General features: G+C 69.7%; 22 protein-coding genes and 1 pseudogene. 16 read left to right on the forward strand and 7 right to left on the reverse strand.

Features of this window, described 5'->3' with window-relative positions:
- The first annotated feature begins 62 nt into the window (after nucleotides 1–62).
- From JI745_RS11870 to truD, 6 genes are all read left to right on the forward strand, one after another.
- On the forward strand, nucleotides 63–2,861 hold the full coding sequence (locus JI745_RS11870) for a DUF3857 domain-containing protein (protein ID WP_201806455.1): 2,799 nt from the start codon (nucleotides 63–65) through the stop codon (nucleotides 2,859–2,861).
- Entirely contained in the window at nucleotides 2,858–4,006 is a 1,149-nt protein-coding gene (locus tag JI745_RS11875) for an MGDG synthase family glycosyltransferase (RefSeq protein ID WP_201806457.1), read from the forward strand. The genes JI745_RS11870 and JI745_RS11875 overlap by 4 nt, the downstream gene beginning before the upstream one ends.
- Entirely contained in the window at nucleotides 4,003–4,971 is a 969-nt protein-coding gene (locus tag JI745_RS11880; protein ID WP_201806459.1) for an App1 family protein, read from the forward strand. Before JI745_RS11875 ends, JI745_RS11880 begins: the two co-directional genes overlap by 4 nt.
- A 168-nt stretch (nucleotides 4,972–5,139) precedes the next feature.
- Complete coding sequence (locus JI745_RS11885; RefSeq protein ID WP_201806461.1) at nucleotides 5,140–6,687, forward strand: carboxylesterase/lipase family protein; 1,548 nt, start codon at nucleotides 5,140–5,142, stop codon at nucleotides 6,685–6,687.
- A 151-nt stretch (nucleotides 6,688–6,838) separates the two neighbouring features.
- Complete coding sequence (locus tag JI745_RS11890) at nucleotides 6,839–7,207, forward strand: DUF1428 domain-containing protein (protein WP_201806463.1); 369 nt, start codon at nucleotides 6,839–6,841, stop codon at nucleotides 7,205–7,207.
- A gap of 60 nt (nucleotides 7,208–7,267) precedes the next feature.
- Nucleotides 7,268–8,302 carry a tRNA pseudouridine(13) synthase TruD gene (truD, locus tag JI745_RS11895; protein ID WP_201806465.1) on the forward strand — a complete coding sequence of 345 codons (1,035 nt, stop codon included), beginning with the start codon at nucleotides 7,268–7,270 and terminating at the stop codon, nucleotides 8,300–8,302.
- On the opposite strand, the gene JI745_RS11900 is transcribed toward truD, so the two are convergent.
- From JI745_RS11900 to JI745_RS11905, 3 genes are all read right to left on the reverse strand, one after another.
- On the reverse strand, nucleotides 8,279–9,076 hold the full coding sequence (locus JI745_RS11900; protein ID WP_310738593.1) for a DUF72 domain-containing protein: 798 nt from the start codon (nucleotides 9,074–9,076) through the stop codon (nucleotides 8,279–8,281). The two genes, truD and JI745_RS11900, sit on opposite strands and share 24 nt — an antisense overlap.
- Nucleotides 9,073–9,435 (reverse strand): hypothetical protein, encoded by a 363-nt coding sequence (locus JI745_RS26385; protein ID WP_236675424.1) that lies wholly within the window; start codon nucleotides 9,433–9,435, stop codon nucleotides 9,073–9,075. The genes JI745_RS11900 and JI745_RS26385 overlap by 4 nt, the downstream gene beginning before the upstream one ends.
- A 76-nt stretch (nucleotides 9,436–9,511) precedes the next feature.
- Complete coding sequence (locus JI745_RS11905; RefSeq protein WP_201806469.1) at nucleotides 9,512–10,039, reverse strand: glycine zipper 2TM domain-containing protein; 528 nt, start codon at nucleotides 10,037–10,039, stop codon at nucleotides 9,512–9,514.
- Between the two features lie 249 nt (nucleotides 10,040–10,288).
- Between JI745_RS11905 and JI745_RS11910 the strand changes: the two genes are divergently transcribed.
- On the forward strand, nucleotides 10,289–10,483 hold the full coding sequence (locus JI745_RS11910; RefSeq protein WP_201806471.1) for a hypothetical protein: 195 nt from the start codon (nucleotides 10,289–10,291) through the stop codon (nucleotides 10,481–10,483).
- Between the two features lie 19 nt (nucleotides 10,484–10,502).
- Here the strand turns inward: JI745_RS11910 and JI745_RS11915 are convergent.
- Nucleotides 10,503–12,323, reverse strand: a pseudogene (locus JI745_RS11915) (carboxyl transferase domain-containing protein); the annotation flags it as partial.
- A gap of 102 nt (nucleotides 12,324–12,425) precedes the next feature.
- On the opposite strand from JI745_RS11915, the gene JI745_RS11920 reads away from it, so the two are divergent.
- From JI745_RS11920 to JI745_RS11940, 5 genes are all read left to right on the forward strand, one after another.
- Nucleotides 12,426–13,928: an AMP nucleosidase gene (locus JI745_RS11920; RefSeq protein ID WP_201806474.1), complete on the forward strand. Its 1,503-nt coding sequence runs from the start codon at nucleotides 12,426–12,428 to the stop codon at nucleotides 13,926–13,928.
- Between the two features lie 31 nt (nucleotides 13,929–13,959).
- Nucleotides 13,960–15,069: a hypothetical protein gene (locus tag JI745_RS11925; protein ID WP_201806476.1), complete on the forward strand. Its 1,110-nt coding sequence runs from the start codon at nucleotides 13,960–13,962 to the stop codon at nucleotides 15,067–15,069.
- Between the two features lie 182 nt (nucleotides 15,070–15,251).
- Nucleotides 15,252–16,307, forward strand: a complete 1,056-nt coding sequence (locus JI745_RS11930) for a hypothetical protein (RefSeq protein ID WP_201806478.1) — start codon at nucleotides 15,252–15,254, stop codon at nucleotides 16,305–16,307.
- On the forward strand, nucleotides 16,304–16,840 hold the full coding sequence (locus JI745_RS11935; protein ID WP_201806480.1) for a hypothetical protein: 537 nt from the start codon (nucleotides 16,304–16,306) through the stop codon (nucleotides 16,838–16,840). The genes JI745_RS11930 and JI745_RS11935 overlap by 4 nt, the downstream gene beginning before the upstream one ends.
- Nucleotides 16,841–16,924: 84 nt before the next feature.
- Nucleotides 16,925–17,299: a hypothetical protein gene (locus tag JI745_RS11940; RefSeq protein ID WP_201806482.1), complete on the forward strand. Its 375-nt coding sequence runs from the start codon at nucleotides 16,925–16,927 to the stop codon at nucleotides 17,297–17,299.
- Nucleotides 17,300–17,331: 32 nt separating this feature from the next.
- On the opposite strand, the gene JI745_RS11945 is transcribed toward JI745_RS11940, so the two are convergent.
- Nucleotides 17,332–17,649: a hypothetical protein gene (locus tag JI745_RS11945; protein ID WP_201806484.1), complete on the reverse strand. Its 318-nt coding sequence runs from the start codon at nucleotides 17,647–17,649 to the stop codon at nucleotides 17,332–17,334.
- 270 nt (nucleotides 17,650–17,919) lie between these two features.
- Here JI745_RS11945 and JI745_RS11950 point away from each other — a divergent pair, with 270 nt between their 5' ends.
- Entirely contained in the window at nucleotides 17,920–18,918 is a 999-nt protein-coding gene (locus JI745_RS11950) for a diguanylate cyclase (protein ID WP_201806489.1), read from the forward strand.
- A gap of 28 nt (nucleotides 18,919–18,946) precedes the next feature.
- On the opposite strand, the gene JI745_RS11955 is transcribed toward JI745_RS11950, so the two are convergent.
- Entirely contained in the window at nucleotides 18,947–19,516 is a 570-nt protein-coding gene (locus tag JI745_RS11955; RefSeq protein ID WP_310738594.1) for a hypothetical protein, read from the reverse strand.
- A gap of 85 nt (nucleotides 19,517–19,601) precedes the next feature.
- Entirely contained in the window at nucleotides 19,602–20,987 is a 1,386-nt protein-coding gene (locus JI745_RS11960; protein ID WP_201806491.1) for an NAD(P)/FAD-dependent oxidoreductase, read from the reverse strand.
- Between the two features lie 130 nt (nucleotides 20,988–21,117).
- Here JI745_RS11960 and JI745_RS11965 point away from each other — a divergent pair, with 130 nt between their 5' ends.
- From JI745_RS11965 to JI745_RS11975, 3 genes are all read left to right on the forward strand, one after another.
- Nucleotides 21,118–22,317 carry a cation:proton antiporter gene (locus JI745_RS11965; RefSeq protein WP_201806495.1) on the forward strand — a complete coding sequence of 400 codons (1,200 nt, stop codon included), beginning with the start codon at nucleotides 21,118–21,120 and terminating at the stop codon, nucleotides 22,315–22,317.
- Between the two features lie 137 nt (nucleotides 22,318–22,454).
- Nucleotides 22,455–23,501: a hypothetical protein gene (locus JI745_RS11970; RefSeq protein WP_201806498.1), complete on the forward strand. Its 1,047-nt coding sequence runs from the start codon at nucleotides 22,455–22,457 to the stop codon at nucleotides 23,499–23,501.
- Nucleotides 23,498–24,409: a MipA/OmpV family protein gene (locus JI745_RS11975; protein WP_201806500.1), complete on the forward strand. Its 912-nt coding sequence runs from the start codon at nucleotides 23,498–23,500 to the stop codon at nucleotides 24,407–24,409. The genes JI745_RS11970 and JI745_RS11975 overlap by 4 nt, the downstream gene beginning before the upstream one ends.
- Nucleotides 24,410–24,487: the final 78 nt, after the last annotated feature.

A 24,487-nucleotide genomic window follows, 5' to 3' on the forward strand; every position in this document is an offset into this window, starting at 1 on the left:
ATCCACGCCACCCTCCACGCCATTCCGCCACACGCTCCGCACTGCTTCATCACGTCGCGATCATGGCACTGAGCCTGGCCACGGCGCTCCTGCCGGGCATCGCGGCCGCACAGTCGCAAGTTGCGCCCAAGGCAGCGGCCAAGGCATCGCCGCGCGCCGCCTCCGGCTACAAGGTCGACCGCGCGCCCGCCTGGGTGAAACCGGTCAAGCCGTCGGCTCCGGCGCCCGCCACCACCGGCAGCAGCACGCCCGGCTACCGCATCGCACTGGCCGACCAGCAGACGCTGCTCGGGCAGGACGGCAGCGAGCACGCCTACACCCACACCCGCATGGCGATCACCGACCCTACCGGCGTGCAGGCGGTGTCGAAGGTCGAGGTCTACTTCAACCCGGCCTTCCAGACCGTCACCCTGCACGAGGCCGCGGTGCTGCGCGGCGGCGCCCGGCTCGATCGCCTGAAAGACGCGCGCATCGAGACGCTGCGCCGCGAAGAAGGCCTGGAGCGCCTCACGCTCACCGGCGTGCAGACCCTGCTGGTGCTGCTGAACGACGTGCGCGTGGGCGACACCGTCGAGGTGGCGTACACCGTGCACGGCACCAACCCCATCTACAAGGGCCATTTCTCCGACACCTTCCAGCTCGCGCACCCGGCCATCGTCGACGAGCTCCACCTGCGCATCGATGCGCCGGCCAGCCGCACGCTGCACGTGCGCGGCATCCGCAGCGATGCCACGCCGGAGCGCAGCACGCAGGGCGGGCGCCAGGTGCTGTCGCTCGTGCGCCGCAACATCCCGGCGGTGGTCCCGGAAGAGAACACGCCGCCCTGGTTCAAGGTCTACCCGGCGCTGCACGTGAGCGACTACGCCGACTGGCAGCAGGTCGCCACCTGGGCCGAAGAGCTCTTCGCCAACCCCGGCGAGCTGGGCGCCGACCTGCAGGGCCGCATCGACGCGTGGCGCGCCCGCGGCCTGTCGCGCGAGCGCCTGGCCTCGGAGGTGATCGAGTTCGTGCAGGACGAGGTGCGCTACTTCAGCGTGAGCCTGGGCGAGAGCTCGCACCGCCCCAAGCCGCCCGCCAAGACGCTCGCCGAGCGCCTGGGCGACTGCAAGGACAAGACCGCGCTGCTCAACACCATCCTGCAGCGCCTGGGCTTCGACGCCAAGCCGGTGCTGATCTCGATGCGGCGCAACCGCGGTGTCGCCGACTACCTGCCGGCGCATGACCAGTTCGACCACGTCATCACCCAGCTCACGCTCGACGGCACCGTCTACTGGATCGACCCGACCCTCCAGCAGCAGGGCCGCCAGCTCCAGACGCGCGGCGTCGCCGTCTACGGCATGGGGCTCGTGGTCAGCCCCGCCACCTCCGGCCTGGTCAAGGTGGGCCCGAGCCCTGCACAAGGGTATGCCGTCGACTGGGACTCGGTATGGGACGCCTCCGACCTCCGGCGCACTCCCACCTTCACCACCACCCTGCGCGCCCGCGGCATGGCAGCCGAAGGCTGGCGCGTGAGCGTGGGGGCCGGCGGCGCCGAGCGCCTGGCGGGGGCCATCGCCGGCGCCTACGCACGCATGCTGCCCGGCCTCAAGGCCATCGGCTCGCCGGTGGTGCGCGACGACCGCGATGCCAACGTCTTCGAGCTCGAGCTCCAGTACGAAGTGCCGGGCTTCGGCCAGTACGAGCGCGCCGCCCTGTCGGTCGAGCTGCCCACGCTCGAGCTGCTCGACAGCCTGACCGGCCCGCGCGAGGCCCGGCGCGAGATGCCCTTCATGGTCGACCAGCCGACGCGGGTGCGCCAGCGCCTGCGCACCATCGCCCCCGCGCGCTTCAGCTCGCAGGCGCCGCCACCGCAGGACGTGACCGACAAGCACTTCAGGCTCAGCAGCCGCTACGAGGTCAACGGCAACACGCTCGACTACGTGCTGACCTACGAGCGCCGCAGCGACGAGGTGCTGCCCGCCGACCTGAACGGCTTCCGCGAGCGGCTGCAGGCTGCGCGCCGCATGGCTGGCGTGACGCTGCGCCTGCCGCTGCTCAACCTGGAGCCGCTGCGCGCGCAGTTCGACGAGCTCGAGCGCCGCGTCACGCGCAAGCTCGGCCGACAGGCCGACACCTTGCGCGAGATCGTGATCCGCCAGGAAGCGGAGCGGCTCTTCACCACCGAGCTGCTGCGGCAGGTCGGCGAGACCGGCCCGCTGGTGGGCTCGCTGCTCGAGCGCCGCGCCATCGCCAACAGCAACCTCGCCGACCACGACGCCACGCTCGCCGACGCCGAGCGCGCGCTCGCCAAGGCGCCCGACGTGAGCTACTCGCACTACACGCGCGGCCTCGCGCTGATGTCGCTGGGGCGCGGCCACGAGGCGGTGGAGGCCATGCAGCAGTTCACCACCCCGGCCAACCGCGCGGCGCTGCAGATGGGCATCGGCAACGCACAGTACTACCAGGGCGACTTCTCCAACGCCGAGCGCAGCTTCCACCAGGTGGTGCAGGAATCATCGGGGCACGAGCGGGTGTTCGCGCTGTCGTGGCTGTACATCGCCTCGCAGAAGGCCGGCGGCAAGGGCCGCTCGGCGGTGCTGCCGCACCTGCCCGACGTGAGCCGCAGCAGCTGGCCGGGCGTGATCGTGCACTACCTCGCCGGCGAGGCCACGCAAGACGAGCTGCTCGAGCGCGCGAAGGAAAACAAGTCGATGGAGCGGCTCAACCTCAGCGAGGCCTACTTCTACATGGGCCAGCAACTGCTGCTCTCGGGCAAGGTGGCCGAGGCCAAGCGCATGTTCCGCCGCACGGTGGAGCTGCAGGCCACGCCGTACCGCGAGTTCGCTTTCGCCGAGCTGGAATTGAAGCGCAGCGAGCCGTGAAGGTGGTGGGCGAGCTCACCCCGGCCCCGCTGCTGCTGTTGCACGCCACGGCAGGCGCCGGTCACACCCGTGCGGCGCAGGCCATCTCGGCCGCGCTGCGCCAGCAGGGCGCACCGGCCCACCAGGTGGTGGACACGCTCGCCTGCACCAGCAGCCTCTTCCGCCGCCTGTATGCGCAGGCCTACATCGACCTGGTGCAGCGAGCGCCGGAGCTCTGGGGCCACCTGTACGAGCGCTACGACGTGGTCAAGCCGCCGCGCAGCAAGACCGCCCGCGCGCGGCTCGCCTTCGACAAGGCCAACAGCACGCGCTTCACGGCACTGCTCGGCCGCGTGCAGCCGCAGGCCATCCTCTGCACGCACTTCCTGCCGATGGAGCTGCTGTCCGACCTGAAAGGCCGCGGCAAGCTCGCGACGCCCGTGCACGCCGTTGTCACCGACGTGAGCCCGCATGCCTTCTGGGTCTACCCGCACATCGACCACTACCACGTGGCCACCGAGGCGGGCGCACGGGAGCTGGCACGCAAGGGCATCGCGCCCGAGCGCATCAGCGTGAGCGGCATCCCGATCGATCCGGTCTTCGCCGCGCGCACGCCAGCCGCTGACATGCGCGCCACGCTCGGCCTGCCCGAGCGGCCCACGGTGCTGCTGCTGTCGGGCGGCTTCGGCGTGGGGCCGCTGGTGGCGATGCTCGATTCGTTTGCTAGCGACGACTGCGGGCTGAGCCTCGTGGTGGTGGCCGGCCGCAACGCCGAGCTCGAAGCCGCATGCCGCGAGCGCGCAAAAACGCTGAAGCTGCCCGTCACGGTGCACGGCTTCGTGAACAACATCCACCAGCTCATGGACGCGGCCGACCTCGTGGTCACCAAGCCCGGTGGCCTCACCACGAACGAGGTGCTCGCCAAAGGCAAGCCGATGGCACTCGTCGCGCCCATCCCCGGGCAGGAGCAGCGCAACTGCGACTACCTGCTGGAAGAAGGCGCCGCCGTGCGCCTGCACGACGAGGCCGATGCCGCCTGGCATCTGACACGCTGGCTCCACGACGCGCCGCGCATGGCTGCGATGCGCGCCAACGCCGAGCGCATCGCGCGGCCCCAAGCTGCGGCCGACGTGGCACGCACGCTGGTCACGGCCCTCGGCACATGAGCCTCGACAGGCGCCGTGTGTGCCTCGCGCCGCTGCTCGCGCTGGGTGGCGTGCCGCGGCTTGCAGCGGCCCAGGGCGACGACCTGCACAACATCGTCGACGACGCCTGGGCCACCGCGCAGGGTGTCTCGTTCTCCGGCCGGCTGGTCGAGAAGCGAACCGGGCCACGAGACGACAGCGGCCTGCGCAGCAGCCTCTACCGCAACAGCCGCCTACTCTTCACCGGCGGCGAAGAAGGCACGGTGCAGTGGTCGGCCGGTGGCCTGCGCTGGCAGACCCGCGCCGACGACGAAGGCTACTGGCTGCTGCGCACCAGCCAGCCGCTGCCGCCCGGTGCGCCTGCGCCGGGCTGGCACCTGATCGAGAGCAAGCCGGCCGCCAGCAGCCCGGCCCACCTGCTGGTGCACGACCCGGCCAACACCGTCGGGCTCATCTCCGACCTCGACGACACCATTCTCGTGAGCGAGGTCAACCAGACGATGCGCCTGCTGCGCAACAGCCTCGCCGTGCCGCCCGAGTCGCGCGAAGCAGTGGGCGGCATGGCCGCGCTCTACACCGCGTGGACGAAGCGCAACCCGCGGCCCGCGGCCACGCCGGTGTTCTACGTGTCGGGCTCGCCGCGCCAGCTCACCGACAGCGTGCGGCGCTTCCTGCACAAGCACGGCTTCCCGCCAGGTGTGCTGCAGCTCAAGGAAGTGAGCCCGGGCAGCAGCGACCCGCTGCGCGACCAGCAGGCCTACAAGGTGGCCCGCATCAGCGACATCCTGCAAGCGTTCCCGCAGACCCGCTTCGCGCTGCTGGGCGACGACGGCGAGCGCGACCCGGAGAGCTATGCCGAACTGCAGGCGCGCTTCGGTGCGCAGGTGTTGGGCGTGTGGATCCGGCGCGTGCACCCCGACCCGAAGCGTCCGCGCGTGCCTGGGCAGCGCGACATGGCGGAGCTGCTGGCGAGCGGGCCGCCGTAGAGGGCCGCGCCCCGCGAGGTCTGGTTGATATTCTTCAATTCCACATCCCCGTCAGGTGTCCTGATGAGTCGCCCCCACCGCAGACCAGGCATGGCTGAGCGAGCTGCCTCAACGCACGCTGCGCCGCCGACGCTGGCACCCAGGCTGCGGGCATGGCAGCTCCTGGGCATGGCCCTGCTCGGGGCGTTTCTGGGCGGGTGTTCGCCAGAAGAGACCGAGCCTTCGCCCATCGTCGAATCTGCGGTCGTCACCACGCAGGCCGGCAGGGTGCGCGGCGAGCAGGTGGAGGGCGTCGCACGTTTCCTGGGCATTCCCTACGCGGCCCCGCCGGTGGGTGCGCTCCGCTGGCGGCCGCCTCAGCCACCGCTGCGCTGGGACGCCGTGCGGCCTGCGACGGCGTTCGGTTCACCGTGCGTGCAGTCGGCGATGCAGGAGGGCCCGGGCTCGGAAGATTGCCTGTTCCTCAACGTGTGGACGCCGGAGGTCCGCGCGGCGGCCGGGCGGCCCGTCCTGGTCTACGTCCACGGCGGCGGCTGGGCGCGGGGCGCGGGGAACATGTCGGTCTTCGACGGCATCGCAAACATGCAGGACGGCCATCGCCTCGCCCAGCAGGACGGTGTGGTGGTGGTCACGCTCAACTATCGGCTGTCGAACCTGGGCTTTCTCGCGCACCCGGCGCTCGCGGAAGCAGGCCAAGCCGGCAATTACGGCGTCATGGACGTGATCGCGGCCTTGCAGTGGGTGCAGTCGAACATCCGGGAGTTCGGCGGGGACCCTCGCCGGGTGCTGCTGTTCGGGACTTCAGCGGGAGGGTCGCAGACGTGTGCGGTCGCGGCCTCGCCGCTGGCCCGCGGCCTGTTCTCTACGGTGGCCAGCCACAGCGGTGGCGGCTGCGACTGCTTCCGAAATGACCAGAAGCTCGCCGTGGCACAGCTGGTGACCCAGCGCGTGGGCTGCGCGGGAGCGACCGACGTCGCAGCCTGCCTTCGGCGAGTTCCAGCCGCCGACTTCGTGTCGTTGCCGGGCGTCGGGGCCACGGCGGATGGTGTGGTGCTGCCGTCGTGCCCGCTCGAGATGTTCCGTGCCGGGGGCGGCCCGGCACTGCCGATGGTGTTCGGAACCAACGTTCACGAAGGCCTGGGCTACCTGGACGACGCGGCTCGTGCCCTGACCTGGGAGTCGCTGCGGCGGCTGTTTCAACGCTCCTTTCCCAGCCAGGGCGACGCGCTCGCCGCGCTGTATGGCCCGAGCCGCTACGACGTGGCGCCCGCGGCGTGGGCCGTCTTCATCGGCGATTGGATCTACCACTGCCCGGACCGACGCGTGCTCAGGGCGCTCGAGGGCCGTGCCACACCGGCCTTCCGGTATCTCTTCGGCGGCGCGCTGTCAGATCCGCGCCACGCGGCCAGCCTGGCGGGCCATGGCGTTGACGTGCCGTTCGTGTTCCGCACCTTCGGCTCACTGGCAACCACGGCAGCCGAGCGAAACCTCTCCAGCGCCATGGCGACCCGCTGGGCAGGCTTTGCCTCGACCGGCCAACCTTCGCGTGACGGCAGCTGGCGCCCGTGGGACAACCGCGGCGCGCTGCTGGCACTCGGCCTCGAAGAGATTCGCATGGGCGAGGGCTTCCGCGACGCGGAGTGCGACCTCCTGGACAGGATCCCTCCTCTCCGTGAGCAGCCCAGCGATCTGCTGCCGTTCCCCGCCGGCACCTAGCTCGACGTTTCCAGCCCCCAACAGGCCGCAGCCTCCTGCCGAGGTCTCCGGCCGCGCCCGCCATGTCGATCTGGCCTGCCGTCGTTCGTCGTGGGAATAGGGGGGCCCTCCCTTGGGCTCGCCGACCGGTCTACTTCACAGGAGTGCAGACATGTCCTACATCGATGGTTTCGTGATCGCGGTCCCCACCGCCAACAAGCAAAAGTTCATCGAGCACGCGCGCCAGTTCGATTCGATCTTCATCGAGCTCGGCGCTACGCGCGTGATCGAGGGTTGGGGCGACGACGTCCCCGACGGCAAAGTCACCGATTTCCGCCGCGCGGTCCAGGCCACGGCCGAGGAGACGGTGGCTTTTTCGTGGATCGAATGGCCCGACAAGGCCACCCGCGACGCCGGCATGAAAAAGATGATGGAGGACCCGCGCATGGATCCCTCCAAACCCGGCAACCCGCCGATGCCGTTCGACGGCAAACGCATGATCTTCGGCGGCTTCGAACAAGTGGTCGAAGTCAAGACCTGAGCGGTCATTCGCAGGCGACGGCTCGGTGGTGGGGGGACAATCACCACCCGCAGATCGCCCATGACCGACGCTCCCCACACCGCCCTGCCCAAGTGGCCCAACGCGTATCCGCCCAGTGGCGCCAGCGCCACCCTGAAACGCCTCAACGAGGACTTCAGGGTGACCGAGCTGCCGCTGCAGCGGCCCTGCGGCGAGGGCGAGCACCTCTGGCTGGACGTCGAGAAGAACGGCGCCAACACCGCCTTCGTCGCCCAGCAACTGGCCGAGGCCGCCGGCGTGCAGGAGCGAGACGTGGGCTATGCCGGCCTCAAGGACCGCTACGCCGTCACCCGTCAGTGGTTCAGCCTCTATCTGCCCAAGGGTGAGACGCCCGACCTGACGCTGCTCCAGCACCCTGAGTTCACGGTGCTCAGCCAGAGCCGCCACGTGAAGAAGCTGCGGCCCGGTGACCTGCAGGGCAACCGATTCCGCATCTTGCTGCGCGACGTGACCGGCGAGCGCGACGCCATCGAAGCCAATCTCGCGGCCGTGGCGTCACAGGGCGTGCCCAACTACTTCGGCACCCAACGCTTCGGCTTCGACGGCGGCAACGTCGAGCAGGGCCGCGCCATGCTGGCGCGCGAGATCCGCGTGCGTAACCCGAAGAAGAAGGGCCTCTACCTGTCGGCCGTGCGCTCCTTCGTCTTCAACGAAGTGCTGGCGCTGCGCATCCACCAGGGGCTCTGGGGCAAGACCCTGCCGGGCGACGTGGTGGACGAGGCGGGCGGGCCCACCGGGCCGCTCTGGGGACGCGGCCGCGTGGCCACCACCGATCAAGCGCGGGCCCTGGAAATGGGAGTGGCTGAACGCCACGCCGCCTTGTGCGACGGCATGGAACACGCCGGCCTGGACCAGGAGCGCCGCGCCCTGGTGGCACGCCCGGTGGACATGTCATGGGAATGGCCGCAAGCCGATCAACTGGTGCTCGCGTTCTCCTTGCCCGCCGGCAACTACGCCACCTCCGTGCTGAACGAAATCCTCCGCACCACGGAGCCTGACCGGCACACAGAGGCCGAGTCCGAGCCCGCGCCCTCACACGAGGGAGAGTCGCTCTAGCAGCCCCATTGCGGCGGCCGGGTTGCGCTCCTTGGCGGCGCTGATGAAAAAGAAGAACACGTCGCGTGGCGCACCGCTGGGCCGGGGGGGCTCCACGCGCGGCAGCCCCTCGGGCTCATCGCCTTGCGCCCACGCGCGCACGCAGCCGGCGAAGCTCTCGAGTACCTGGGGCTCGTAGCCTTGCGGCAGGCTGCTTTGCGCGCGCATGGTGCGCACGTAGATGAAGTCGCCCGTGACGTCGGCGAACGAAGGGTAGTCGTCGGAGTCGGTGAACACCGTGCCCACCTGGTGGCGGCGGGCGAGCGCCAGGTACTCGGGCGTCTTGAAGCTGTCGTGCCGCACGTCCATCACGTGGCGCAGCGGCAGGCCGTCCACCTTCGCCGGCAGCAGCTTGAGGAAGGCCTCGAAGTCAACCGGGTCGAACTTCTTGCTCGGCGCGAACTGCCACAGCACCGGGCCGAGCTTGGGGCCAAGCTCGGCGAGGCCACTCGCGATGAAGCGCTCGACCGATTCGCCGGCTTCGGCGAGCACCCGCCGGTTGGTGGTGAACTTGTTGGCCTTGAGCGAGAAGACGAAGTCGTCAGGCGTCTCGTCGCGCCACTTGGCGAAGGTCGCCGGCTTCATCGTGCTGTAGTAGGTGCCGTTGACCTCGATGGCCGTCACCTTGCCGGCGGCGTACTGCAGCTCGCGGGCATGCGGCAGGCCCTTGGGGTAGAAGTTGTCGCGCCAGGGCTCGAAGGTCCACCCGCCGATGCCCACGCGGATGCGGCTCACGCCAGCCTCCACGCCGCGAGTGCCACGCAGGCGATGGACAGCAGCGAGCTCACGACGATGAGGACACGCGTGCGCACGCGCAGCGTTTCGACAGCTTCGACGATGCGGGCGTTCTGCTCGGCCAGGGTCTCGATCAGCTGGGCCGAGGCCTTCTGCTGCTCGGCGAGCTCGGCGAGGCTCGCCTCGAGTTGCGCGATGCGCGCCGACGGGTCGCCGGCCGTTGCGGGCGTGGTCGCGGCCTCTTCGGCCTGCTGCGAGCGGGTGAAGATCTTGCGGGCGCTCTTGACGATGCCCGGGGTCGCTTCGATCACGTCGCCCCACGGGATCACCTTGAGGGCGGTCATCCAACCTATGGCCATGCTGTTGGCCTGCCGGCATGGGGCCGGTCAGGCCGCGAAAGTGTCGCACCCCGCGGGCTGGCCGCGGGGTTTGTCATCAGGCTGGCTGGAGGCTTCCGCCCTCGACCTTGACACGCGAGCCCACCTGCAGGCCGCTCAGCGATTCGCGGCGGAAGGTGCGGGTCTGGCCGTTGTCGAGCTGCACCTGCACGTTGTAGCCGACCACGCGCTCCTTGCGGTCGCGCTCGATCTTGTTGCCGAGCAGGCCGCCACCGATGGCGCCGGCGGCGGTGGCCGCCTTCTGGCCGTTGCCGTCGCCCACCTGGTAGCCGAGCACGCCCCCGATCACCGCGCCGGTCGCTGCGCCCACGCCGGTGCCCTTGGGCCGCTCGGTGAGCGTTTCGATGTGGCGGACTTCGCCCATCAGCGCCACCGGGGCGGCGGGGCGCTCGGGCGCCGCACGAGGCGTGCTCTTGGCGGTCGGCACCGGTGTGCCGTCTGCCTTCACGGGGCTGCCGTCCTGCGGGCCGCAGCCGCCGAGGATGACCAGGCACGCCAGTGATCCGGCGGCGAGTGACGCGGTGATGCGGTCAACGGGATGCTTGTGATAAGTGTGGTGTTGCATGTCGTGCTCCTGGCCCATTCCTCGGGCTGTCTTCACGGGGTGGCATCTTCCCGGGCCGGCGGGAGGGCGTCTGCCCGCTCGGGCCGCAGCGTGGCGTAGGACGAAAAGCCATGCCGTTGCAGCTGCACACAGCTGTAGGTCTCGGCCTACAGCGGGTCGCTCGGTCGCCTGATGGCGGCGTTGGCCCGGGCCTCGCACGATGGCAATCAGCCGTGCCAATGGGGCCGCGGGGGATGCAGGAGCGAGATCATGCCGAACGATGAATGGCTGGAAGACGTGCGTCGCTGGTACTACGGCGGCAGCCCCCCGGCAGCAGAAGCCGCGGACCTCGACGCGGGCGCAACCGCACCCGTCGAGCTGGGCTATGAAGCCGCACACCCGGCCCTGCAAGCCCGCCACTGGCCCGACGCGGCCGCCGTGCGCGGCGAGCAGCGCCCGGTCTGAGCGGCTCTCCTCCGGCTCCTCACCAGGTGTCGATCGGGGCGCTGCGGCGCTCCGACACGCGTGACGACGCGAGCCCGCGCGCCAGCCAATGGCGCGTGTCGGCCGGGTCGATCACGGCGTCGATCTCCAGCATCGCCGCCATGTGGATGGCCTTGCCGCGCGCGTACTGCGCGGCGACCAGCTTGTCGAAGAGCGCATCGCGCTCGGCGCCTTCGGTCGCCGCCGCCAGCTCCTTGCGATAGCCCAGGCGCACCGCGCCTTCGAGCCCCATGCCCCCGAATTCGCCGGTGGGCCAGGCGGCCGTCAGTGCCGGCGAGTGGAAGCCGCCGCCGGCCATCGCCATCGCCCCCAGGCCGTACCCCTTTCGCAGCACCAGCGTGAGGAAGGGCACGCGCAAGTGCGCGGCCGTCACGAACATGCGGCTCACGTGCCGCACCTGCGCCTTCTCCTCGATCTCGGGGCCGACCATGAAGCCCGGGGTGTCGACCAGCGAGACGATGGGCAGGCCATGCGCGTTGCACAGCTGCATGAAACGCGCGGCCTTGTCGGCGGCGTCGGCATCGATCGCGCCGCCCAGGTGCACCGGGTTGTTGGCCATCAGGCCGATCGGGCGGCCTTCGATGCGCGCGAGTGCCGTGAGGATGCCCACGCCGAAACCTGCGCGCAACTCGAGCAGCGAGCCGGTGTCGGCCACGCCGCGCATGACCTGGCGCACGTCGTAGGCACGCACGCGGTTCTCGGGCAGCGCGTCGCGCAGCCTCTTGGGATCGTCAGCCGACCATTCGCCGAGGCGGCCCTGAAAATAGCCCAGGTACTGCCTGGCCACCGCGACGGCCTGGGCCTCGCTGTCGACCAGCACGTCGATCACGCCGTTGGCGTGCTGCACGTGGCTCGGGCCGACCTGCTCGGGCGTGTAGACGCCGAGGCCGCCGCCTTCGATCATCGCGGGGCCGCCCATGCCGATGTTGCTGTCGCGCGTGGCGATGATCACGTCGCTGCAGCCGAGCAGCGCGGCGTTGCCGGCAAAGCAGCGGCCGGCCACGATGCCCACCACCGGCACCTGCCCGCTCAGGCGCGCGTAGTTCGCAAACGTCGTGAGGTGCAGGCCGGCGACGGTGGCCGAGTCGGTGTCACCGGGGCGGCCGCCGCCGCCTTCGGCAAACAGCACCACCGGCAGCTTCTGCTCGAGCGCGATGCCGAGCATGCGGTCGGTCTTCTCGTGGTTGCGCATGCCCTGCGTGCCGGCGAGCACGGTGGCGTCGTACGACATCACCACGCACCGAGCCTTCTCCTCGCCGAACTGCGTGCCGTTCACGCTGCCGATGCCGGTGACGAGGCCGTCGGCGGGCGTGTGCCTGATCAGGTCGTCGAGCTCGCGGCGGCGCGTCTGCGCGGCGAAGGCGAGCGCGCCGTATTCGAGGAAGCTGTTCTCGTCGCACAGGTCGGCGATGTTCTCGCGCGCGCTGCGCAGGCCGAGCGCGTGGCGCTTGGCCATGGCCTCGGGGCGGCTCGCGTCGAGCGTGAGGGCGTGGCGGTCGAGCACCTCCTGCAGGTCGGCACGCACCGCCGGTGCCGCCGCGCTCGGCGCGGCAGCGGCCGGTGCCACCACGGCAGGCGCCGCCTGCGCCGCGCCCAGCGTCACCAGCAGCTCGTCTTCGGCCACCGTGTCGCCGGCGCCGACGGCAAGGTGCAGCACCTGCCCATCGGCCTCGGCGCGGATCTCGTGCTCCATCTTCATCGCCTCGAGCACCAGCAGCAGCTGGCCGGCGTGCACGCCTTCGCCGGGCGCCACCGCGAGCTGCACCACGGTGCCGGCCATCGGGGCCTTGATCGACGCTTGTGTCATGGGTCTCGTCTCCGGTTTTGGCGGGCACTGTAGCGGCGGCCCGGGCCACGCCATGACACCGCTGCGACAAGCCGCCGTGGACGCACAATGCGCCCCATGGCCTCTCCGACCCAGATCACCGCCCGCTCCTTCAACGACGCCGCCGCCGCGCTGGCCCACGCCACCACCATCTACGAGATGGGCATCGCCCACCTGCGCGACAGCCTGGTGCGTTTCGTCGGTGGCGAAGACCTGCAGCAGCATGTGCGCGCCTGCTACCCCTACCTGCGCGTGCACACCGACACCGTGGCCCGCGCCGACTCCCGCCTCGCCTACGGCTTCGTCGCCGGCCCCGGCACCTACGAGACCACGCTGACGCGGCCCGACCTCTTCCACGACTATTACCTCGAGCAGTTCACCCTGCTGCTGAAGAACCACGGCGTGACGCTCGAAGTCGGCCTCTCGAGCCAGCCCATCCCGGTGCATTTCTCGCTGGCGGAGAACGACCACCTCGAAGGCAGCATGACGCCCGAGCGGCGCCTGCTGCTGCGCGACCAGTTCGACCTGCCCGACCTCACCGCAATGGACGACGGCATCGCCAACGGCACCTATGTGTCGCCGCGAGGCCACGACGGCGAGCCGCGCCTGCCGCTGTCGCTCTTCACCGCGCCGCGGGTCGACTACTCGCTGCACCGCCTGCGCCACTACACCGGCACTGCGCCCGAGTACTTCCAGAACTTCGTGCTCTTCACCAACTACCAGTTCTACATCGACGAGTTCATCAAGCTCGGCCACGAGATGATGGCCGACCCCAACTCCGGCTACAGCGCCTTCGTGCAGCCGGGCAACGTGGTGCTGCGCCGCGCCGGCCTCGGCCCGCAGCCCGACGACGAGCTGCGCGTGGCCCCGCCGCGCCTGCCGCAGATGCCGGCCTACCACCTGGTGCGCGAAGACCGCACCGGCATCACCATGGTCAACATCGGCGTCGGCCCGTCGAACGCCAAGACCATCACCGACCACATCGCGGTGCTACGCCCGCATGCGTGGATCATGCTCGGCCACTGCGCCGGGCTGCGCAACACGCAGGCGCTCGGCGACTACGTGCTGGCGCACGGTTATGTGCGCGAAGACCACGTGCTGGACGAGGAACTGCCGCTGTGGGTGCCGATCCCGCCGCTGGCGGAGATCCAGGTGGCGCTCGAGGAGGCGGTGGCCGAAGTCACGCAGCTGAAGGGTTATGAGTTGAAACGTGTGATGCGCACGGGTACTGTCGCGAGCACCGACAACCGCAACTGGGAGCTGCTGCCTTTCACGCACCAACAGAGCACGCCTGAACAACGCTTCTCCCAATCGCGCGCGATTGCGCTCGACATGGAAAGCGCCACCATCGCCGCCAACGGCTTCCGCTTCCGCGTGCCCTACGGCACGCTGCTGTGCGTGAGCGACAAGCCGCTGCACGGCGAGATCAAGCTGCCGGGGATGGCCAACCACTTCTACCGCGAGCGCGTCGACCAGCACCTGCGCATCGGCATCCGCGCGATGGAGCTGCTGCGCGAACAAGGGGTCGACCAGTTGCACAGCCGCAAGCTGAGGAGCTTTGCGGAAGTCGCCTTCCAATAAACAGCCCCCGAGAGGGGGTCAGAAGAGCCGTATGAACTTCCTGATCCTCTCTGCACATGACTACCGTTCGCCGCGCAAGGCCGGCATCCATTTCGTCACGGCCGAGTTGGCCAAGCTCGGCACCACCCGCTTCTTCTCGCTGCACTACAGCCAGCTGTCGAAGCTGAAATCGGACCCGCGCCAGTCGCTCGACACCCTGGCCAACCGCAAGGCCCTCGCCCCCGACGGCGTGGAGTGCTACCTGTGGCGCACGTTGATCCACCCGTTCAGCCTGCGCACGCCGGCACTGGCGCCGCTGGAGGCGATCATGTTCCGCTACTACACCGCGCGTCCGAGCCCGGTTCTGGTGGAGTGGATCTGCGAGGCCGACGTGATCTTCTTCGAGAGCGGCATGGCGCCGGTCTTTTTCGACCAGGTCCGCCGCCACAACCCGAAGGCGCGCACGGTCTACATCGCCTCAGACGACCTTGACTCGATACGCGCGGCCAACTTCGTCAAGCGCACCTTCGCCCGCGTGGCCCCGAGCATGGGCACCATCTGCCTGAAGGCGCCGGGCATGTCAGTCACGGTGGCGAACGGGCCCAACGTCTGCGTGATCCCGCACGGCTTCGACTTCTCGGTGGACGAGCACGCCGATCCGTCGCCGTATGGCGAAGGCGTGCACGCGGTGTCGGTGGGGTCGATGCTGTTCGACCCCGAGTTCTTCGTGGCCGCGTCGCGCGAGTTTCCGCAGGTGCAGTTCCACGTGATCGGATCGGGCACCGGCCGGCGCCCCGGCTACGGCTCCAACGTGCTGGTCTACGACGAGATGCCGCACCGGCTCACGCTTCCCTACATCAAGCACGCGACCATCGGCATCGCGCCCTATCGAGCCGATGGCATCCCGCCGCACCTCGGGGAGACGTCGCTCAAGCTGATCCAGTACGACCACTTCAAGCTGCCGGCGGTATGCCCCAAGGCCATCGTCAACAACTTCAGCAACCGCTTCGGCTACGAGCCAGGCGACCCAGCCTCGATCGCCCGGGCCATCCGTCTCGCGCTGAGCGCGCCCAGGGTGTCGACGCGTCGCCACTTGCGCTGGTCGGAAGTGGTGCAGCGCATGCTCGACCCGTTCGCCTACGACGATACGCGCCTCGCCTGACCCACCCAAAGGTGGGAAGTGCTGCTCCCTGATTTCCCGAAGCCCGCGGCGCGCCTTCCTCGCCTACGATCCCCGCCGGTCACGACCGCAACGCAACTCTCAAAGAAGAGCCGGCTTCTGCCGGAGGCCTCAGGCCTTGCGAGGTCACCAAAACGCCAACGTTCCAATCCGGAGGGAAATCCATGTACGCCTTGAGTCGTGCCGCTGTGGCGGCACTGAGTGCGCTTTCGCTCGTCGGTTGCGCCACGCCGCTGACCCAGCCCCTGAAACGCGAGGTTGCCACCGCCGCGCAACCGGTAGAGGTGAAGGTGGGCATCCGCCAGCCCGAGCTTTACGGAGCCTTCGAGGTCTCGCGCGCCGGCCAGGCCGCCGCCGCAGGCTGCGGCGCCATCCCGGGCATCGGCATCCTGCTGGCCGCCGCCTGCGGCGCTGCTGCCGGCGCGATGGACGCCACCATCAATGCCTCGCGTGCCAAGGCTGCCGACGAAACGATCCGCCCGCTGAAGGACGAGATCGTCGACCTGAAGTTCGACCAGGCCATGAGCAGCGCCATCGCCAAGGCCTTGACCAACGTACCGGGCATGAGCTTCTCGGGCGTGGTCGTCACCAAGGAAACGACGGACGCCAAGTACGAGGAGACCTACAAGGCCTCGACCGCCGGTGGCGTGATGTTCGTCAACGTGGACTACCACCTGTCGATCGACCTCTCGACGCTGCAGATGTCGGCCCGTGCCCTGCTCTACCCACGCAGCCCTGCTGCGCGCGCCGCGGCCGGTCTGCCAGGCGACCTCAACGCACCGGCCGCCCCCAACCAGGCCACGGCCATGCTGGACCCGAAGAACGCCGCCTACCGCAGCATGGTGGTCTATCGCGCCAAGCTGCCGTTGCAGGGCAAGGAGCCTGCCGAGCACCTCGCCGCCTGGAAGGCCGACAACGGCCGCCTGCTGCGCACCAGCCTGAACGACGGCATGGCTCAGCTCGGCCGCCTGCTGGTGGAAGACATCCAGCGCGGCCCGGACGCACCGGCGTTGCCGTCGCTCGGCAAGGTCGAGGGCGACAACCGCCTGCAGGCCGACCTCGTGGCCGAAAGCCACGGCGGCAAGCTGCTGCGCTACCCCACCGGCGCGCTCTACTTCCAGACCACGCTCGGGGGGACCGCAGCAGCCACCGCTCAGGCGCCCGCCGCCGGCGGCACCGCACCGGCGGCTCCTGCGGCCAACACGGCCACCGCCCGGTGAAGCGGCTCGGGTCCATCGCCTCGACGACCGCGGTGATGGTGGCGTGCACCCTGCTGGCAGGGTGCATGGCCGACCGGGTCAACGGCCTCCGGGCGGCCGCGACCGAGCCGGCCCCCCGTTCCGATGCAGGTGCGGCCTGCCCCTTCACCATCACGGCGATCGACGATCACCGCGAGCAGAAGAACCTGGGCATCCTGATCCGCACGCAGGTCGACGGCGAGAGCTTCCCCGCCTGGTTTTCGGACGGCTTGAAGGCCATCCCGGGCTATGCGCCGCAGGAGGCCCCTGTCTCCATCCGTGTCGAGGTGCTCCGGGCCTACATCCATGCGCTGAGCACGATGAAGTCGGCCAACCTGGTGGTGCGGGTGCACACCACCGCACGCGGGGAGCCACCGCGCTCCAAGGTCTATCGGGGTGTCGACGGCAGCGTCAACTGGTCGAATTCGGAAAGCGAAGTCCAGACGGCGTTCGACAACGCGATGCGCCATCTACAGGACCAGATGCGCAAGGACCTCTGGCTCACCTGCCGCTAGCACCACCGCTTCACCGGCATGTGGGCGCACCGGTACGTCGATTGCCAGTCCACGGGACTTCAACCCCACACTGGAGGTCGACCCATGTCCAACGCCCTCTTTGCTTTCGATGACCGCGACGCCGGCCAGCGCGCCGCCGACCGCCTGATCGTCCAGGGTGTGCCGCCGAGCGCGGTGCATGTCCATGTCCACGAGCCCTACGAGGAGTCGTTCAGCCGCAAGGCCGACGAGCAGATCAGCGGTGGGCTGGTCAGCAACGTGCTCGACCTGTTCCAGGGCATCTTCGACTTCGGCTCCTCGCCACACGACGCGGCCGCCTTCGAAGAGACGGTGCGCCGCGGCGGCGTGGTGGTGAGCGTGGATGCCGACAGCGACGACGAGCGCAGCACCGTCGACGAGATCATGCTGGCCGCGGGCTGCGACCAGCACACCGACTGGAGCCAGGCGCCGGCCCGCTGAACAGGCCGGCTGGCCCGCCGTAGCAAGCAGCATCAGCTGTTGCGGATGTGGCGGCTGGCACGGTCCAGCATGGCCTCCAGGTCGCGGCGCTCGGCACGCGAGAGGAACCCGTCGGCCTTGGCCTGCGCCTCGTAGCGGCGGATCGCGGCCTGCTCGCGTTGCAGCGCGCGGTACTCGCGGCGGCTCAGGCGGCCGTCGTGCAGCGCGGCGTCGATGCGGGCGGCCTGGCGGGCCTGGCGGGCGTCGATGTCGTCGAAGCGGTCGCGGTCATGCTCCATCGGCCGCGCCATCGCGCCCGCCGAGGCGGCGGCAATGAGGGCACCGAAAACGAGCGTCTTGAGGTTCAGCATGGTGGAGATCCTTTGCGTTGAGCGGGCGTCTACCGCGACGCCCGTGCGCTTTCAACGAGGGCTGCACAGGCCCGGCTGACGGCGAGAGAGGTAAAGAACCTTGGCTGCCGCGAAGGTGGTTGTTCACATCGCTGCGATTCAGAACGTTTCAGCACGGCTCAGGGAGTCCCCTGAACACCGCGCCCCCGAGCGCGCCTAGACTCACGCCCTGCGCACGCACGGTGGCCCGCAACTTGCGGCCACGATGGCGCGCACCATCCTTTCTGCCCCATGAGCAGTCGCCATACCCCGCCCGAGCCGCGCCCCATCACCGAAGCCCGCCTTCTGGCGATGGTGAACGCGAGCGGCGACAGCTTCTGGGAGTCGGACGTGCAGCGCTGCTTCGTGCACGTCAGCGACAACATGTGCCGCATGATGGGTTACCCCCGCGAAGAGCTGATGGGCCGCTCGGTCGTCGAGTTCATGACGCCGGAGTACCGCGCCGTGATCATGCGCATGGCCGCGGCGCGCGGCGAAGGCGACAACCCGCTGGCCCACACCCACCCGATCCGCCACGAAGGCGAGTTCTTCCGCAAGGATGGCTCGCGCCTGTGGATCGAGACGGTGTCGGTGCCGGTGTTCGACGACGACGGCACGCACATCGGCTACTTCGGCATCACCCGCGACGTGAGCGAGCGAAAGCACGCCGAGCAGGCGCTGCGCGACGCCAACGAGCGGCTCGAAGCGCAGCTTCAGCGCATCAACGAGCTGCACGCACAGATGCACGAGCAGTCGATCCGCGACGAGCTGACCGGCGTGCACACCCGGCGCCATTTCGTCGACGTGGCCGAGCGCGAGCTCGACCGCGTGCGACGCGAGGGCGGCCACCTGTCGCTCGTGATGATCGACCTCGACCACTTCAAGGCCATCAACGACGCCCACGGCCACCTGGTCGGTGACGTGGCGCTGAAGGCGGTAGGCACCATGCTCGTGGCCACCACGCGCAGCGAAGACCTCGCGTGCCGGCTCGGCGGCGAAGAATTTGCGGTGCTGATGACCGACACCGACCATGCCACCGCGCTCGCACGCGCCGAGACCTGGCGCGCCACGCTGGCGGCCACCAGCGTGCTGGCCGACGGCATCGTGCTGCGGCTCACCGCGTCGTTCGGCGTGGCCACCTTCCCGTCGCAGGCGGGCAGCCTGTCGGAGCTGCTGCGGCTGGCCGACAGCCGCATGTACCGCGCCAAGGCGCAGGGCCGCGACAGCGTCTTCGGCGAGGCCTCGCTCTGACCGGGCCCGCCCCACCTGCCGCGAGAGATCAGCGGTAGCCGGTGTCGTTGGCGCTGTGGATGATCCAGACCAGGTAGTAGCTGCTGCTGAAGCGGCTGCCCTGGGCAAATATCAGCCGGCCGTGGCCCTTGTAGGCCGCCTCGTAGCGCGTGCCGCCGGAGCCGAAGTAGAACGGGATGAAGGCCTTGCCGCTCACGTAGGCGCCCTGGTCCGTGGGCGGGCCGGCGGCATCGAGCGCCTCGCGCAGGCCCATGCCGATCTGCAGCTTGCTGAATTTGCTGCCGGCGACCGGGCGGCCGGTGATCTCGCCTTCCCAGTCGTTCAGGCCCTTGACCTTCTGGCCCCAGCCGGCCTCGACCTTCTTCGGGTCGACCACCTGGCCTTGTGCGTTCATGCCGGGGCCGACCTTGCCGGCGTTGGGGTTCGCCGCGGGCGCCGCGGCCGGTGCCGGGGCGGCGGTCGGCGCCGGCGCAGGGGCCGGCGCGGCTCCATCAGCCGTACCGCCCTTTTGCGCGCAACCCGCGGCCACCAGCGCCGCCAACACGCCCACCACTGCATGCCGGCCGATGGCCAGGCCCTTGCGTTCGTTGCAATTCACGATGGCTCCCTCCTGGGGTGACGAAAAGACGCTCCCCAAGTCTGCCCATTCGTGGTGACGGCAGCAAGACTCCGGGTCCCAGGCCTCAGGCCGATTCCGAACGCGCGCCCTGGTCCTGCAGGTACACGGCGCCCGCCACCTTCTCGTCGGCCACCTTCTTCAGGTTGGCACGCCGCCACAGCCAGGTCTTGATGGCTTGCGGCAGGATGGTCAGGCAGTTGGCGTAGTAGATGGCCTTGAAGCCGAGAAGCCGCGGCCCCACGGGTGTGTCGCGGAAGAGGTCACCCGCCAGGATGGACAGCAGCGCCTCCTGCATGCGCCACATGTTGCGCGGGTTCATGAAGATGTTGCGGATGGCCGGCGAGGTGATGCGGTAGATGAACCACGAGAACATGGCCGGGCCGTGCTTCATGACCTTCTCGAAGCGCTTGAACTGCTTGGCGGCGGCGCGCTCCTCGCCCTTGAGCCAGAGGTCGACGCCGGCTGCGGCCTCGAAGGAGCTGTTCATCGCGAGGAACACGCCCGACGAGAACATCGGGTCGACGAAGGCGTAGGCATCGCCCACCATCACGAAACGGTCGCCGCGGCAGAACTTGCTGTTGTAGGCGTAGTTGCCGGTGGTCGTGGCCGGCTCGATCATCTCGGCGTCCTTCAGCCGCTCCTGCAGCTTGGGGGCGAGCGCGATGGTCTGCATCAGGAAGTCGTCGAGGCTCGCGCCCTTGCGGTGCTCCTTGAAGTAGCCAGGGTGCGCCACCGCGCCCACGCTGGTGGTGCCGTCGCGCAGCGGGATGAACCAGAACCAGCCGTGGTCGAACCAGAAGAGGCTGATGCTGCCTTCCAGCCGTCCCGGCGCGCGCTTCGCGCCGCGGAAGTGGCCGAAGATGGCCGCGCTCGCATGGCGTGGGTTCTTTTCCTTCACGTCGTACTGGTTGGACAGCAGCGTGTCACGGCCGCTCGCGTCGATGACGAAGCGCGGGCGCCATTCGGTCTCGTTGCCGCTGGCGTCTTTCACCTTCACCGAGGCGCGCATGTCGCCGCCCTTGCCGGCGTCCATGTCGACCTTGAGCACACGGTGGTTCTCGAAGGTGCGCGCGCCCAGCTTGGCGGCGTGGCGGAACAGCAGCTCGTCGAACTCGGAGCGGCGCACGTGCACCGAGTACGGGAAGGACTTGTCCATCGCCTCGGCGAAGAAGAAGCGGCTGGTGTGGTCGTGCCAGGGCGAGATGAACTCGGCGCCGAGCTTGGTGATGCCGATGGCCTCGACCTCGGTGCGCACCCCCAGGCGGTCGAAGAGCGGCATGTTCATCGGCAACAGCGACTCGCCGATGTGGAAACGGGGATGCTGGGCCTTCTCGAACATCACCACGTCATGGCCCTTGTCGGCCAGCAACGCGGCCGCGGTCGAGCCGGCGGGGCCACCTCCGATGACGACGACGTCCGGGCTGGTGCCGGTGAACTGCTGCGGTGCCATGGCGAAAATCCTCGGTGCAATACGGAACCGGAGAAGTGTAGCGAGAGCGCCCGCCCGCGCTTGTGCGGAAACCGTGCATGGCACACTGCCGCCCGCTTCAACCGACGACCACGTTCCGCCCTCTCGCCGCATGACCACGACCGAGTACTACCTGATCGCGATGGTGATCATCTTCAGCGTGCCCTACCTGATCTGGCGCCTGGGTCGTACCGATTACGTCGCACCGCTGGTGGTGGTGCAGACGGTGGCCGGCATCCTGCTCGGCCCGGGCGTGCTGGGCGCGGCCTTTCCCGAGTTCCACCGCGAGGTGTTCAGCCCCGCGGTGATCCAGTCGCTCAACGGCCTGGCGTGGTGGGCGGTGATGCTCTTCGTGTGGATCGCCGGCATCGAGCTCGACCTGAAGAAGGCCTGGGAACACCGGCGCGAGAGCGGCATCACCGCCGGCCTCGCGCTCGGGGTGCCGCTGGCGCTGGGCTGTGCCGTCGCGGCGGTGATGCTCCTGTCGCCGGGGTGGCTCGGTGCCAAGGCGAGCGGCTGGCAGTTCGTGCTCGGGGTCGGCATGGCGTGCGCGGTCACCGCCCTGCCGGTGCTGATCCTGTTGATGGAGAAGATGGAGCTGCTGCGCCAGCCGCTGGGCCAGCGCATCCTGCGCTACTCGAGCCTGGACGACATCGCGATCTGGGGCGTGCTGGCCATCATCGTGATGGACTGGGAGCGTGTGGGCCGGCAGGCGCTGTTCCTCGTGGGCTTTGCGGTGGCCGGGCTCCTGTTCCGGCGCCTGATGCAGCGCATCCCGCAGCGTGACCGCTGGTACGTGGGCCTGATCTGGCTGGCCGCCTGCGGCTTTGCGGCCGACTGGGCGGGGCTGCACTTCATGGTGGGCGCCTTCCTCGCCGGCGCCATCATCGACACCCACTGGTTCGACCAGGACCAGCTCGACGCGCTGCGCCACAACGTGCTGCTGGTGGCCGCGCCGGTCTACTTCCTCAGCACGGGCCTGCGCACCGAATGGTCGGTCGGCGGGGCCTCGGTCTTCATCGCCGCCGGCGCCATGCTCATCGCGGCGGTGGTGGGCAAGCTGATCGCCACACATGTGGCCGGGCGCATCCTGAAGTGGGAGCCCGAGGAGGGCCGGCTCATCGGCTGGCTGCTGCAGACCAAGGGCCTGGTGATGATCATCTTTGCCAACGTGCTGCTCGACAAGCAGCTCATCAGCGGCGAAACCTTCACCGCGCTGCTGCTGATGGCGGTCGCCAGCACCATGCTGACGACGCCGATGGTCGCCCCGCATCTGGCGCGTTTGATGCACATCGTGCAAAGGTCCACATAACCGGCTGTTACGAGCGGGCGCGCCGGGGGGCGCCGCTAGAATGCCCCCTGTTTTTTCGCTGCATTCCGGAGTCGCGAGCGCTCGCATGGCGACCGTCCGATCCGAGCCTCCGCCCTCCTGAAGACAACGTCAGTTGCATGAACCCGCTTGCCTCCACTGATCTTGCTTCGCAGGCCAGCCTCCCCCCCGACACCGCGCCCCTGAGCTTCCGCCGCGTGCGCCTGGCCGGCGGCGCGTCGCCGGCAGCCGCGCTGGGCGGCCGCTGGGTCGGCCGCTCGCCGGAGGCGATCGGTGCACCCGTGCTCGCGCCGACGCTGGCGCCCCAAGAGGCCCTGCTCGATGCGTGGTCGACCACCGGCGCGCTGCAGGCCCACCAGCACGGCTGTGTGCAGTACGTGACCGACGGGCACTGGCTGCACGGTGTGGCCGTGGCCGACGACCGCGACGGCGGTGTGCACGCCGCCACCCAGCGCGCCTATGGCGACCTCTTCGCCGTGCTCGCGGCCACCCCCTGCACGCACCTGCTGCGGCTGTGGAACTACCTGGCCGACATCAACGCCGACGCGGGCGGCACCGAGCGCTACAAGCAGTTCAACGCCGGGCGCCAGCAGGCCTTCCTCGACGTGCACCGCAGCGCCTTCGAGGGCTCGCCCGCCGCCTGTGCGCTGGGCACGCACGGCGGGCCGCTGCGGGTGTACTTCCTCGCCGGGCGTGTGCCGCCGGTGGCCATCGAGAACCCGCGCCAGGTCAGCGCCTACCGCTACCCCGACACCTACGGCCCGCGGGCACCGACCTTCTCGCGTGCGGCGCTGGCCGATGTGGGCCTGGGCCGGCGGGCGCTCTTCATCTCGGGCACCGCGAGCATCGTGGGCCACCAGAGCGTGCACCTGGGTGACGTGCGCCGCCAGACGGAAGAAAGCCTCACCAACCTCGCCGCGGTGCGCGACGCCGCGGCCGCCCGCACCGGCCAGCCCATCGCGGCCAGCGAGATGGCCTACACCGTGTACGTGCGCCATGCGGCCGACCTGCCGGTGGTCCGCGAGGTCTTCGAGCGCGCCGTCGGCCCCGCCAGCCCTGCCGCGCGCGAGGCGATCTACCTCCACGCCGACATCTGCCGCGCCGAGCTGCTGGTGGAGATCGAGGCGCACGGGTTCATCGAGCACGGCTCGCGGGGCGCCGCTTGAGCGCGCGGAGCCGGTTCGCGCTGCTGCTGATGGCCGCGGGCATGGCCTGCGCCAGCGTGGCGAGCCATGCCGCCGATGCCGCCCCTGCCGCTGCACCCGCTGTCGACGAGCAGAAACCCGCGACGCCTGACATCCCGCCCCCGGTCAAGAACCTCAAGCCGCTGTGGGAGCTGGGGCTCGGCGTCTCGGGCGTGCGCCTGCCCGACTACCGCGGCTCGAACCAGAGCCACAACTACCTGCTGCCGCTGCCCTACATCGTGTACCGCGGCACCTGGCTCAAGTCGGACCGCGACGGCACGCGCGCGATGCTCTTCGATTCGCCCCGCGTGAAGCTCGACCTGAGCTTCGGCGCTGCGGCCCCGGCGCGCAGCAACAACTCGGTGCGCGACGGCATGCCCGAGCTGCCCGGCAACCTGGAAGTCGGCCCGAGCCTCAACATCACGCTCGACCAGGAAGTGCGCAAGCGCTGGACGCTCGACCTGCGCCTGCCGGTGCGCGGCGTCGTCACGCTGGAAAGCTCGCCGCGTTATGCCGGGACCACCTTCTCGCCCAACCTCAACTTCGACCTGAAGGACCCGTCGCACGGCTGGAACGTCGGCTTCCTCACCGGGCCGCTGTTCGCCAACCGGCGCTACCACGAGCAGTACTACCAGGTCGACGCTGCCTATGCCCGCCCCGACCGCCCGGCCTACCAGACCCGTGGCGGCTATGCCGGCTGGCAGACCATCGCCTCCACCTCCAAGCGCTTCGGCCACACCTGGTTCGGCGCCTTCGTGCGGCTCGAGAACCTCAACGGCGCGGTCTACCAGGACAGCCCGCTGGTCAAGCGCAACTCGGCGCTGACGATCGGCTTCGGCATTTCGTGGGTCCTGAAGACGTCGGAGACGATGGTCGAGAGCCGCTATTGATGATGGCCGCCCAGTCGCTTCGCTCCTGCCCCCAAGGGGCGCCGTCCGGCTTGGGGCGGCCCGGCGCCGGACATTGCC

Origin of the sequence: Piscinibacter sp. HJYY11 (assembly GCF_016735515.1) — a bacterium.
Classification (GTDB): domain Bacteria; phylum Pseudomonadota; class Gammaproteobacteria; order Burkholderiales; family Burkholderiaceae_C; genus Rhizobacter.